This window comes from Bacillus thuringiensis (genome assembly GCF_001455345.1).
GTDB lineage: Bacteria > Bacillota > Bacilli > Bacillales > Bacillaceae_G > Bacillus_A > Bacillus_A thuringiensis_N.
In genome coordinates this window covers 3034313-3047934 of the sequence record NZ_CP013274.1, presented here as the reverse complement: position 1 = coordinate 3047934, position 13622 = coordinate 3034313, and the positions used below count along the sequence as shown (strand labels likewise).

The window sequence follows — 13622 nt, the reverse complement described above, 5'->3', positions numbered from 1 at the left end:
GCAAAAAAATCCTGTGAAGTAGGGATTCTATCCGTAAAATTAAAGCAGTGGAAATGTCAAAAGAACAAAAGACACCACTTTTTATTATTCAAGGAGAAAGAGACTATCAAGTTCAATCGAAAATCGAAATCCCTCTTTGGAAAGAACAACTAAAAGAACGAGATAACATAGATTATCGACTATATCCAAAGTTAAATCTCTTATTTACAGAAGATTATAGAGAAATAAGTAAACCGGATGAATATTATAATTCCGCTAATATCCCTGAGTATGTTATAGATGCTATTGCTGCTTGGGTGCAAGGAAGATTGCAATTAAATTAGCAACCATATGTTTTAATAAAGACTTTCTTTCTGTAATCAAAATAGAAACATTTTTATTAGGTTATCTGTTTTTTAAAAGCACTCTTTGAAAAGGAGTGTTTTTTTTATTTTTCTTTTGATTTAATTACCGAAAAAAGTATCTTGTACTCCTTTTGTAACTTTTTCTAAATAGAATTTTTCTATAAAATAAGGGGCTTGCCTTTTAAACAAATCGTTATTTGTAACACTTTTATCAAAGCAAAGTTCTCGTGACATCACTTTGATATTCAAAGACATTAATAACCTATTGTATGAAATTTTTCGGAAATTTAGGTTTAACATCTTTAAAATAGGTGTATTACATATTACATAACAACTAAATAAAAAATCTAAAGGAGGAAAAATACAATGCATAAGAATGAAAGAAAACCGGTGGTTCATGAATATGATAATGAACATGAAGTAGTTATGAAAGTAAAAGAGCTAGAATTGCAAGGGATTTCCCAAGATGACATTTATGTCTTAACACATGAAAAACATCTAACAAAAAAGATTGCGGATGATACAAACATAAATACGATTGGAGTAAAAGAACAAGGATTGGGAACAAGTATTATCAACTTTTTCTCCAAAAAAGGGGACGAACTCCGAAATCAAATGGAAGAAATGGGGTTGTCGAAGGAGGAAGCTAACTTATATGAAGAAAAACTAGATCAAGGGAGAATTTTACTCCTAGTAACAGCTGAAACACCAACGGCGACTGATAGGCAGCTGCAAAACTATCATTCTCTCTAATAGATTGCAATATCTGATAAATAGATAAGTTAATTATTTTAGGTTGTAGCATGGAAGAAAATAAAAGTAGAGAAGGGTGAGAGAAATGAAACATACAATATTTAAATATGCTGTGATTGGGATTACGACCGGAGTCATGGTCTCCCTATTAAAAAAAGAAAATCGGAAAGCTATACAAACAAAAGGAAAAAGCGTAAAAAACAAACTACAAGAAGGAAACATAAAGGAAACATTAGAGAAGGTAACGGAGACAAGTAAACAATTCTCTGTAACTGCAGCTAATGTTGCAAAACAAACATTACCACAACTGCTTACAGCCACACCAGTTGTCATTTCTACCATTAAAGATTTAACAGAAAACGAAAATAACAAAAAGAAAAAAGATGAAAAGGATTACGAAATAAATCAAAGTAGTAAGGACATAGACGGAGAAAAAACGAAAAATGAAAAGAAATATATGAAAGAAGGGAAAGAAGAGAGTGCTTAGATTTAATTCTAAAAAGAGAAAGTGAGGAAAAAAGTATGAAATCTCTGTATGCAATTGACGTAGGAATTGGCTTTACCAAGCGGGCATATCGACAGGATGTAGATTCTGAGATGACGATTAAGAGTGAAGCTTCTACACTAGCACCTGTACCCAATCATGCTGAAAGTGAAGATTTAACAAAGGTAAGTTTTATAGACTTAGACTTTGCATACTACATGGGAGATGAAGCACATCAATCTGACGCTTCATTTCTTCCTCCATTTGGCGAAGAAATAGAAAATTATTATGAAAGCGACCGGTTTAAACAACAAATATTTGGTTGCATTGCAAAGGATTATAAAGAAAATGTCGTGTTGCCTTTAGTTGTTACCGGGCTTCCCGTTACTTGTTTTGGTAGTCAGCATGAGCAATTACAACGTGCACTAAAAAAAGAAACTTCCGTGCAAATTGATGGGAAATTTATTCATATTACGGTGGAAAATGCTTTGATTCTTCAGCAACCGGTCGCTTTACATGCCTATTTCTTAAAAGAGGGAATCATTCAGGAACGAGATCGTATCTTAATTATTGATGGCGGATTTCGTACATTAGAAATGACAGATATGAAACAGAATGTCATTTTAAATCATTATGAGACGGAACTAGGATGTAGCAAGCCTTTGAAAAATATTAAGAATATCGTGCAGAATCATACGGGTGAAAGTAATCAATTCCATATTAACGACATGCCAAACATATTAGAAAAAGGATATGAATGTCGAGAAGAAAATCATCAGACAAGTCAGGTTGATAATTTGATTCAAAAAGAGTTGGATGCACACTTCCAAGATGTTATGCGTGTATTACAAGAACAATTTAAGTTAGACCAGTATGACACTATTATTTGGACAGGAGGAATAGTAGATCTCCACAAAAAACGAATTGAAAAAATGCAAGGTGAAATTTCTTCTTTCCGTATGGTAGACGCTTCGAAAGAGGCTGTACTTCATGGATACTACATGATTGGAAGTCAAGTATTTGACGACATCACCAATCAATCTGCATATGAATCTAAATTATAATAACGACCGAAATGGATTTCGTTGAATAGACGTGCCAAATTATGTGGCTTCTTTGCCACATATAAATAAGAAAAGATAAAAAGTGCTTGTATAGAGGAAATGTTTAAAATTGAGAATAAAAATAGCTAATATATAGGGGGTCTTCCTTTTAACAGAATAAGACCTCCTATGCCATTTATCCCGCTTTAATGGGCAGTAAGACCCCCACCTCAAAATTCAGCGAAAGCAAAGAAGTTAGGTGGGGGATCAACTGCCCATAAAAGTCCGATTGGTGAGGGCTAATAATCAGTGGGGATGAAGAAAACCCCCACTGATTAAAGTTTCACTTTATTTTGTAATTTAGTTGCTCTAAAAACTTTTCCTCCAAGACATGAATACCTACATACAAATTTCATATTACGGATATGATTCGATCAAACATAAAACTATTTAGAAAGGAAGAATAATATGGAATGTATAAAAATGCCGAAATGGAGTTGGTATCATGTGAAAACTAGTGAGCTTGAAAAACTTTCTTCTATAATCCCTCGTGATGTAGCATCTTATTTCTCTCAATTTGTAAAGAAAATAAGTTCTCCTTGTGAAAATGGATTATATGTTTATACGTTATCACCAAGTCAAACTTGTGTATATGGTTCGTTTTTATTTGATCAAGATAAAAAGGACGCCAAAATTCAAAAATTCCTTCATTATTTCGTAGCTCATGGAATATTGATAACGTTTCAGGAAAAAGAGGAAGAGGACTTTCAGAAATTAATACATAATGCCTCTTTTAGTGCAAAAAATTGTAATAGTTCCGCTGAAGGATTATGTGCTATCTTATCAATGTTTATATCTCACTACTTACGAAAGGTCGACTATTTCGAAAACAATTTTAGGAATGTCTTATGGGATTTTTATCATCATAATAACATAGCAGTTTTAGAAAGGATTTATCATATTCGTCATGAATTATTTATGAACACACATGTGTTTCGCTTAATACAAGAAGTGTTACAAGGCCTGGAGGAAGCTTGGTTAGAAAACCTAACAAACACCCTTTGTTATAAACAAACAAACGTAAAATTAGAGCGTGGATTACAACTTGTTAAAGAGTACCAAGAAGAATTAGACACGATGATTCATTTACAAGAAGTTGTTTCTTCTCATCGTGGGAATGAAATTATGAAAGCTCTTACTGTATTAACTGCTGTGAGTACGCCTTTGACAGCCTTAGGAGCATTATGGGGTATGAATTTTAAATACATGCCTGAACTAGAATGGAAATATAGCTATTTAATTGCTCTCTTATTTATTATTTTCACAACAGGAGGTATGTATATGTATATGCGATTCAAAGGATGGACAGGTGATTTATTACGAGTAAAGAAAAAGAAATCTTTTTTTAAATCCAATTAATCTTGTTTATAAAAAATATGATAGATATATGGTTGGTAACATTTGTTAATTGAGGTAGCGTCACATCACCATCAAGCTAAGATTTTGAGACACCCCCATAACGGAAATTTTACCTTTTTACAGTTACTTATGAGAGTTTGGCTTATTTCTTTCATTTTGGAGAACAATTAATTTCTTAAGTGGATGGGCATGGGGTATCGCTAGCATTTTGGCAAATAACCACGCTAAGAGTATGCAAGATTATATACAGTTTTCGGCTCATTCAGTAACAAAGGCGAACCCTAAAACCGCGCCAGGATAGGAATATATATAAATATGCATAGAATTATAGAAAAAGAAAAAGGTGAATCCCTTGTGAGAATAAGATTTCGCCTTTTCCTTGCTACCGATAATAAGACGTTATGTCTACAAATCTTGTATAGAATATACATAGAAAAACTGTAAAACTACTACTGATTCAAGTCACGATCTTCGTTTACATATTTTAGGTTTTGTTTCCGTATAACACCTCATTGGGATTTATAACTATATTAAAACCACAACTATTAAATAAAAAATTGTATTTTACATAATTAATTCAATCAATTGACTATTTATTATGCCTATAAAAAAATTTAAAAAAAGTGGATGATAATTGGAATAATCAAATTGCAATTTAAATTATAAAATGTTGGCATGAGTATTGTAGTAGATATAATTGAAACCATAAAAAACAAAATATATTTGATTAAATGAATGCCTGTAAAACCTGTAGTAAACTATATAGGAAAATGCCACATTCCCCACCAAAAACCGATAATTATTGAAGGTTTTAATGGGGAATATTTTTTTGAAGCTCCATTAGTGTAAAACCACTCCAACCTAATTTTTTCTCCTAGAGGTCCGGAAACAATAGTTTTAACAAAGTAATAAATTAACAAACCCCATGAAGTTCTATTAAAAATTGAATCCGCTTCACTGTTAATTGACACAAGAAACAACATCATCAAAAATATAATTACTTGAATGGTGCTTACTGTAAGAATTATAGATAACCTAATCTTATTTTTAAATCTATCTTTTACGAATTGTAAGAAACTCTGACCAGGATAGAGTTTCTTAAATAGCAAGACAAAAGCAAAGATGGAAGACCATGCTGATATAGCATTACATCAAAAATCCAAACTGGAAAATTTAATAACTTTATTACTCCTACAAGAAGAAACAGTGGACAAAAAATAATGTTGGTTAATCAAATAAAACTTACCACTGTTTTATTTGATTTTTCATCTCCATTTACATACATTCCCACCTTAGGTTGAATTTTAGAAATAATATTTTTGTTCGGCCCAGCATTAAAATAACGCCGAATTTCCTTACTATTATAGCTGTATATTTAAAAGATATTACATCAGGACCAATACTTGAAATAGGTGCATCTACATTAGCTACCGAAACTCCATTCACAAAGAGATAGTGAAGAGATACATTATATTCATGAAAAGTTAACATAGTACCCCTATACTTAAACTTCACCATTTTCACTTCGCTTAGAAGTGAGGAATTCCTAAGTAAAGTGTTCAATAGAAATCAAATTTATTAGGCTACCCCTGCAGTCTTTGCGGTTAGAGGCCTTATTGCATCATCATTTAGATTGCTACTTGTTAATATTCCAATCACGAGGTGCGCCACAAGAAGTGCAGTCCCATTAGATTCAGATTTTTAACGTCTTTGTTTTGATATCCACAAATAGAAGTGATTTGAACGTAAGGAAATTGTAAGAAATGCATAAGAAAAAAGAAATGTTTATTGTATAGGATACAAATATAGAGAAGCGTAAAAGAGGGAGGTAAATAGGATATATTTATGTGAAAGCCAAACTAGTAATAAGAGCATTCTAAATGAAAAAACATTTATGGTATTAACATACATGTGAAAAAGAGAGGATTTACCGTTTTTTATGACAGAATGGTGCCTGTAAAAATAATCAATATGAAGATGCTCTCTGTTTAGTTAGTAAGAAATAATATACAGCCCATACTATATGAATAGAGAGCAAGAGTGTTTTATGAAAATATATAGTTAACTTCCATTTGTAGATATGGCATTTTTCATTGCCGGAACTTCTTTATTATACCTAACACCAGTCTCAATTATAAAAACAGGCTCCACTCAAAATATACTTAGGTCATTACAAATAAGTAATCAACGAGATCATACTTCCGTCGAACAAGTAATGCAAAATACATTGCAACTTGGATACCCCGGGATAATCGCTATAGAAAAACGTGGGGGGATGCAGCGGCTGTAGCGGATATAAGAACTAAGAAACCGATGAAAACAGATGTTTGCTTTGACATTGGAAGTGTAACGACTTAAACAATTTTTTTCTTATTTGCTTGGTGGCAAATTACTGAAAGAACAGCAACTAAAACAAATATTCACTACAGTTTCTACAGGAAAGGGAGGAATCAATGGATATGGTCTAGGAATCTATGAAATTAAACTTCCTAACGTTGTCTCGATAGGGGGACATACAGGTGTTATTCCAGAATTTAATACTTTTACTGGAGGGACACATGGAGGGAGGCATATGTTGACGGCAATTTGAACAGTATGGGTAGAACCGAGAATCCTGGTCTTTTTAAAAGTATTTTACTTGTTGAATTTAGACAGTAGGGATAAAGACGGAATAGTAGTTTATGTGATGTTTGTAATTGAATAAATAAAAGATGAAATCAATCATTTATCTAAGGAGGCATTTTTCTTATGGAAAATAAATTATCTGGGGTGTTAGCCGTTACTTTGGCTCTAACGATGAGTCTACCAACAGGAGCTATAGCCTCTTCTAGCAGTAAGACTCCGGTTGTATCTAGCCAAGAAGTTGGAAGCAAAGATTTGGAGAAGATTGCTGCAGAGAACGCTGAACTACTCACGAATTCCTATGAGACTACTAGCGTGCAGTATGCGCTGATTGATAATGGTAAACTTATTTTGTCGGGGCAGACAGGCAAGAACGACATAGAAGGGAAAGAGCCACTAACCAAAGATACTCTATACGGAATTGGTTCAACCAGTAAAGTATATACAGCTGCGGCTGTTATGAAACTAGTAGACGAAGGAAAAGTTGATTTGGATGCCCCTGTTGCCCGCTATATTCCTGAGTTCAAAATGAAAGATAAACGATATAAGCGCATCACACCGCGTATGCTGTTGAATCATTCCTCGGGTTTGCAAGGTTCGACGTTCAATAATGCATTTTTATTTAAAGATAATGATGCTTATGCCCATGATATCTTGTTGCAACAATTGTCCAACCAAAACTTGAAGGCAGACCCTGGCGCGTTCTCAGTATACTGTAATGACGGTTTTACGCTGGCTGAGATTTTGGTAGAAAGAGTCAGCGGTATGAGTTTTACTGAATTTCTACATCAAAAGTTTATAGAGCCGTTAAAACTGAATCATACGATAACATCGCAAAACAAATGGGAAGACGAAAAGCGGGCTGGACAGTATTCTCCGACATACCAGGGACAGCTTCCAAGTGAAATGGTAAATCTGATTGGTACGGGAGGAATCTCTTCTACTGCAGAAGATGTGGTGCGATTCTCACAAATATTTATGGGACAGGGAAAAGAAATTCTCTCTAATAAAGCAGTCAAGGCGATGGAACAAGAAGAATATAAAAAAGGAATGTGGCCGGGAGATAGCGGAAATGTGTTCAACTATGGTCTTGGCTGGGATAGTGTGAAACTATACCCATTCAGTGAATATGGGATAAAAGCGTTGACTAAGGGTGGGGATACGATACTGCAACATGCTACATTGGTCGTGCTTCCAGAACAGAAGATGGCAGCAGCTGTATTGTCCTCCGGCGGCAGCAGCATGACAAATCAACTGTTGGCAAACAAATTACTGCTAGCTAGGCTTAAAGAGAAAGGAACAATTAAGGATATAAAACCAGATAAATCTTTCGGCAAACCAGTCAAGGCTAAAGTGCCTCAAGACGTGGTAAAAAAAGCGGGTTTTTATGGAAATAGCCGCAGCCATTTCAAAATAGAAATTACGAAGAAGGGAGAACTGTTTTTACCAACTAAACCGGAAGAAAAATATGTATATACGGCGGATGGAAGCTTTATAAATGAGAAGGGTACTTCCAAGCTTAACTTCGTTACTGAGAAGAATGGAAAAGTTTATTTGAGAGAGAGCACATATGAATTATCGCCGGGATTGGGGCAAACTGTGCTGACTCAATATTTAGCCCAAAAATTAGAAAACAATGTGTTACCGAAGAAAACAGCTGCTGCATGGGCGAAGCGTGAGGGTGGCAAGTTCTACCTCGTTAACGAAAAATTTAATTCTATGAACTATCTAGGACAACTAATACCTCTTAACACACAAATTACGATCAAGGATGGGTATTGGGACGGCAAAAAAATTACAGGTCCGAATACGGCGACGCATCAAATTCAGATTCCTGTGATGTATGGGCGGGATACGACGGAAGCTCATTTTTATACAGAGAATGATACTGAATATATGGAGATGGCCAGCTTTTTATACGTCAGTGAATCTAACGTAAAATCCCTTGATGCAGGTCAATTATCGAAAGTTACACTGCAAAAAAATGGGCATGCGAAATGGTTTACGATTCCGCAAGAGGTAGCAGGGAAAACGATGAATGTGGAGTTGCCATCAGGAAGTTCATTCGCGGTGTATGATGAGAAAGGAGTATGCGTCAATTTTAGCGTTGTTAGTAATAATAACAAAGTGAAACTACCAGAGAACGGAACGGTTGTATTTGCTGGCGCACCGAACTCCGAATTTACAATTGCGTTGAACTAGCTACAATTTAAGATGACCTTTAACAAAACCAGTAAGGCACAGAAAAGATGTGTTACTGGTTTTGTTTGTATTTATGCATTCTCAATGAAAAAACTTAAATAATACCACGTTTAAGCACTTTGAACTCCCAAAAATTCTGATATTTTTTGTCCTATGCCAATTAATTCATTCCACCTACTCACTTCGCGTTCCTTGAGGAAGGAGTCTCCTTGGCTAAAATGATAAAATTATCGATAAGATTGGCACTTTTTCATGTAACCAATAATGTACCGCTATCATTTCTACTTAAGAAATTAATAATCTAAAAACGAAAGAGCTATCTTGTTACAAGTTAGCACAAAATTTTGTGCTGGGGGTAGTTGTATTTTCTTAGCTTGATAGCGATGGATCCTGCCAACAAAACAAGAATTTCGTACGCTAAGGAATTATTAGGCGTCTTACATCTGTATTTGCTAATAAAATGATTTATATAAATAATTTGTTATAATTCCGTTCTTCGTTTTGAGGAAATTCTGAATTCTCAACTTGATGTGCATGGTGTAGTACCATATCCCCATCAAGTTAAAGTTTTGATGCCCCCGCAATGATAAAAATGGTGAATATTTATTTGAAAGATTAGAGCTCTCCTTCTTATAGGAGGGCTCTAATCTGTGTTTAAAAACTATATCATATACATGGGGGGTAGACTCATTATCTGAAATTTGTCCGGATTCAATTTAGAACATGGCAAAAGAGAACTTGCGATTAAAAACAAGCTCTCTTTAAAAGAAATAACGTAATTGAGATACTTGTATAGTAACAATTGTTTTCTTTTAATTCCATATGTCTTATGTTGAGAAATAAATTATAAGTGGCTTGATAAAGCTAAAATGAATGATTGACATAATATTTTGACGATAATATAATGAATCTCGAATTCAAGATAACTTGTAAAGGATTGGTAATTATGAGCGTGATTAACGATGAAAGCCTATCTTTAAAGTTATTTGTTATATTATCAAGGGAATTACAGTCAATCACTAAACGTATTGAAAAGGATAAAAAAATTTATGGACTTAATCCAACTGAATTTGCAGTGCTTGAGCTACTATACAGTAAAGCCGATCAGCCTATAAAAAATTTGGGACAAGATATTACTTGCAAGTAGTAGTATCACGTATGTAGTGGATAGGTTGGAAAAGAAGAGTTGAAAACCATGTCCTAAAGACTGCCGTGTCACGTATGCATCAATTACTTCAGAAGGTATTGAATTGGTGGATACTATTTTTCCTCAGCATAAAGAGGGGATTCGGCAAATATTGGTAGTTTGGACTATATTGAGAAAAAATGATAATGAAACAGTTGAAAAAGTTAGGATATTACGCACAGAAATTGTAAGTTTTTAGAGGCTATTTCTGTTTAGTAATATCCTAATTAAATATAAATTAAATAAATAGGAGGAAAAATTAATAAGTGGTAGTAAATGTATTGTAGTACAAAATAAAGAAATTATGTAATTGCAATTGATATAGTAGGAAAGATAGTTGTTCTGTTAACGTATACATATTGTTCTTTTCATTATAAATCTTTCATAAAGCGGAGAGTGGGTATCAAGAATGGAATTACGTCATTTAGAGTATTTTATTCAAGTTTGTAATAATAATAGTTTTACTAAAGCTGCGGAAGTTCTAGGTATTTCACAGCCGACTTTAAGTCAACAAATCCGTGTGTTGGAAGGTGAACTTGATACACCTTTGTTTCATCGAGTTGGAAGAGGTATCAAAATGACAGAAGCGGGTAAGCTGCTATTTGATAAAGGAAAATTTATCATGCAACAATTTGATGACGTTTATAATGAAATTTTTGAATTAAAGGGTGTAAAAAGAGGTGTGATTACTATAGGAGGTTTATTAGAGGATCTCACTTATTTAACACCTTATATTATGAAGTTTCAACAACAATATCCCAACATCGTTGTAAAAATTATAGAGTCCGAAGTTGCTGTAAATCAAATCGTTGACAAAAATATTGATATAGGGATTACACGTAGTGCTCAAATTCCAGACACATTAACAAGCACCCTTTTGTATAGCGAAGAGCTTGTCCTTGTCATTCCAAAAAACCATCCTTTGAATGAAACATCATTTGTTTCTTTTCGGGAATTAGTAGGACTGAGTAGAATAATGGTTTCATGTAGTTGTCGTGAATCTATTAAAATATATTGTGAGAGTTTAGGGTTATCTTTATCTGAAGCAAATATAGAAACAAAATCTTCTATTTCTCTATTGAGCCTTGTATACAATGGTCATGGGGTTGCCATAATACCTCTTTCACTGGTTGATTTTGTTAATAATGATACTTTGAGCATAGTTCGTATTACTAATCCAACACCAAGGCAAGATATTAATCTTATTCACTTTGATGATAAATTTTTAAGTTTTGCAGCACGTATCTTTATGCAGAAGTTAAATGAACCTGAAAAAGTATTAGTATAATAGAAATAATAATGATTATATTGTGAGAATTAAAAATGATACATAATTCTTAGGATAAGACCTAAATTACAGTCAAAGGGCAAGTAGATTTATCCCGCTTTAACGGGCAGTAAGACCCCCACCTCAAAATTCAGCGGAAGCAAAGAAGTTAGGTGGGGGATCAACTGTCCGTAAAAGTCCGATTGGTGAGGGCTGATTAAAGTTTCACTTTATATGTGTAGTGTAGTCGCTTCAAAAGGGAATGTCATGGACTTTTACTTAAGGGAAAAAGGGCAGACTTTGCAAGGAGAGAAGGCTGTTAAAAAAAAGTCAAGTTAATCAATAATTTCTTCGGTCTTATCGCATAGTAATAGATTCCATTAGGGATATACTGCTATTTCTTTCTACATATCCTTATTGCACAAAGAAAACCACCGGCATTATACCGGTGGTTTTGACTTAGAAAGCAAAGCAAGTACAACCAATACCCCATTTAGTTCCATCTTTTCCTATTACGGTATGAGTGTGTTGATGGAGAGGGTTACTGCAACTATGTAACTTGTGATCATGGGCATCGTGAGAAAGTATAGTGTGGGCTAGATTAGCACCACCATAACCATAAACTCCCGTCGGTGACCAATCAGGTGATGCTGGGGGCAATTCAGGTGATAAATTTTTAAATTCATCATTTCCATAAACAACCTGCCCACCCATAATGGTGAGTAATGATTCAAGGTTCTTGATTTCTTCTTCTGGCACAGTAAAGTAGTCAGCAGACAATACAGCAATATCAGCAAACTGACCTACTGCAAGGGTTCCTTTTTTACTTTCATCACCAGAGAACCACGCACTTCCTTTTGAATATAATTCCAGGGCTACTTTTCTATCAAGTTTATTTTTTTCATCGTATATCGAAAGACCACCAATGGTTTTTCCGGCAACCATCCAGTAAAGAGCGACCCAAGGGTTATAACTGGAAACTCTAGTTGCATCACTACCAGCACCAACAGGTATACCTAGGTCTAACATACGATAAATTGGAGGAGTATGCTTTGCAGCTTCCTTTCCGTATAAATCAACAAAGTATTCACCTTGAAAAGCCATGCGGTCTTGAATGGCAATACCACCATTTAAAGCCTTAACACGTTCCATACTACGATCTGAGATAGTTTCTGCATGGTCAAACCACCATCGTAGACCATTAAAAGGAATTTCTTTGTTGACTTCCTCAAATACATTTAAGAAACGTGTGATTGACTCGTCATAAGTTGCATGCAAACGGAATGGCCAACGGTTTTCCACCAATAAAGAAATTACTTTCTTTAAGTCAGCTTCCATCATCGTTGCTAGTTCGGGCCGTGGCATTTGAAATTTTTCAAAATCGGCTGCCGAGAATACTAACATTTCTCCGGCACCATTCATTTTATACTTATCATTTCCTTGACCTGGAGAAACAATTTTTGCCCATGAAGCAAAGTCTTCATATTCATGATTAGGATTTTGCGTAAATAGATTATAAGCAATACGCAAAGTTAATTGTTCCTTCTCGGCTAAATGTTCAACAACTCTGTAGTCGTCAGGATAATTTTGGAAACCGCCACCTGCGTCAATGGCACTTGTAATACCTAATCTATTTAATTCGCGCATGAAATGGCGAGTTGAGTTAATCTGGTCGTCAAAATTAAGTATTGGAGCTTTACCCAAACTTGAATAAAGAATAGAAGCGTTAGGATTGGCAATTAAAAGGCCCGTAGGATTCCCTCGTTTATCCCGCTCAATTAAACAACCTGGAGGGTCTGGGGTATCTCTTGTGTATCCCAGTGCACGCAGCCCTGCACGATTTACAAGTGCTCTATCGTAAAGATGTAGCACAAAGACAGGTGTGTCTTCAGAAACAGCATTAATCTCTTCTAAAGTTGGCATCCGTCTCTCTTTAAATTGAAATTCAGACCAACCTCCAACTACTCTTACCCACTGAGGAGCAGGTGTACGCCTTGCCTGCTCTTTGAGCATTTCGAGAGCAATGGTAATTGAAGGAACGCCTTCCCATCGTAATTCCATATTATAATGAAGACCGCCACGAATAACGTGTATATGAGAGTCATTCAGGCCTGGAATAGCTCTTTTTCTTTTAAGGTCTATTTTTTTTGTTTTTTCTGTGGCACTATTAAGAAGCTCATCTCCACCTACTGCAGTTATTAAACCATCAGTTATGGCGATAGCAGATACCTCAGGTTGAGAGGGATCAAGGGTAGTAATTTTTCCGTTATATAAGATTATATCCGGTACATTCATATTCACA

Annotated in this window: 8 protein-coding genes and 4 pseudogenes; 9 read left to right on the top strand and 3 right to left on the bottom strand. The window is 34.8% G+C overall.

The features are described 5' to 3' along the window. Nucleotides 1–23 precede the first annotated feature (23 nt). Nucleotides 24–323 (top strand): annotated as a pseudogene (locus ATN06_RS15830) (hydrolase); the annotation flags it as partial. A gap of 120 nt (nucleotides 324–443) precedes the next feature. On the opposite strand, the gene ATN06_RS29485 reads toward ATN06_RS15830, so the two are convergent. After that, nucleotides 444–599 (bottom strand): acyl dehydratase, encoded by a 156-nt coding sequence (locus ATN06_RS29485; RefSeq protein ID WP_088116013.1) that lies wholly within the window; start codon nucleotides 597–599, stop codon nucleotides 444–446. 111 nt (nucleotides 600–710) lie between these two features. On the opposite strand from ATN06_RS29485, the gene ATN06_RS15825 reads away from it, so the two are divergent. The 4 genes from ATN06_RS15825 (at nucleotide 711) to ATN06_RS15810 (ending at nucleotide 4043) form a co-directional block, all read left to right on the top strand. Next, complete coding sequence (locus ATN06_RS15825) at nucleotides 711–1097, top strand: YflT domain-containing protein (protein WP_060631439.1); 387 nt, start codon at nucleotides 711–713, stop codon at nucleotides 1095–1097. 85 nt (nucleotides 1098–1182) lie between these two features. Further along, complete coding sequence (locus ATN06_RS15820) at nucleotides 1183–1584, top strand: hypothetical protein (protein WP_060631438.1); 402 nt, start codon at nucleotides 1183–1185, stop codon at nucleotides 1582–1584. 35 nt (nucleotides 1585–1619) lie between these two features. Then, nucleotides 1620–2645: a ParM/StbA family protein gene (locus ATN06_RS15815; RefSeq protein WP_060631437.1), complete on the top strand. Its 1026-nt coding sequence runs from the start codon at nucleotides 1620–1622 to the stop codon at nucleotides 2643–2645. Between the two features lie 447 nt (nucleotides 2646–3092). Then, nucleotides 3093–4043 (top strand): magnesium transporter CorA family protein, encoded by a 951-nt coding sequence (locus ATN06_RS15810; protein WP_060631436.1) that lies wholly within the window; start codon nucleotides 3093–3095, stop codon nucleotides 4041–4043. Between the two features lie 484 nt (nucleotides 4044–4527). Here ATN06_RS15810 and ATN06_RS15805 read toward each other — a convergent pair. Further along, nucleotides 4528–5265 (bottom strand): annotated as a pseudogene (locus ATN06_RS15805) (type II CAAX prenyl endopeptidase Rce1 family protein). 858 nt (nucleotides 5266–6123) lie between these two features. Here ATN06_RS15805 and ATN06_RS28580 point away from each other — a divergent pair. From ATN06_RS28580 to ATN06_RS15780, 4 genes and pseudogenes are all read left to right on the top strand, one after another. Next, nucleotides 6124–6701: pseudogene (locus ATN06_RS28580) on the top strand (hypothetical protein). 90 nt (nucleotides 6702–6791) lie between these two features. Then, complete coding sequence (locus ATN06_RS15790; protein WP_060631433.1) at nucleotides 6792–8867, top strand: serine hydrolase domain-containing protein; 2076 nt, start codon at nucleotides 6792–6794, stop codon at nucleotides 8865–8867. Between the two features lie 946 nt (nucleotides 8868–9813). Next, a pseudogene (locus tag ATN06_RS29480) lies at nucleotides 9814–10244 on the top strand (MarR family winged helix-turn-helix transcriptional regulator). Between the two features lie 218 nt (nucleotides 10245–10462). Continuing rightward, nucleotides 10463–11341, top strand: a complete 879-nt coding sequence (locus tag ATN06_RS15780; protein ID WP_060631432.1) for a LysR family transcriptional regulator — start codon at nucleotides 10463–10465, stop codon at nucleotides 11339–11341. A gap of 438 nt (nucleotides 11342–11779) precedes the next feature. Here ATN06_RS15780 and ATN06_RS15775 read toward each other — a convergent pair whose 3' ends face one another. Continuing rightward, nucleotides 11780–13615, bottom strand: a complete 1836-nt coding sequence (locus tag ATN06_RS15775) for an amidohydrolase (RefSeq protein WP_060633150.1) — start codon at nucleotides 13613–13615, stop codon at nucleotides 11780–11782. Nucleotides 13616–13622 lie beyond the last annotated feature (7 nt).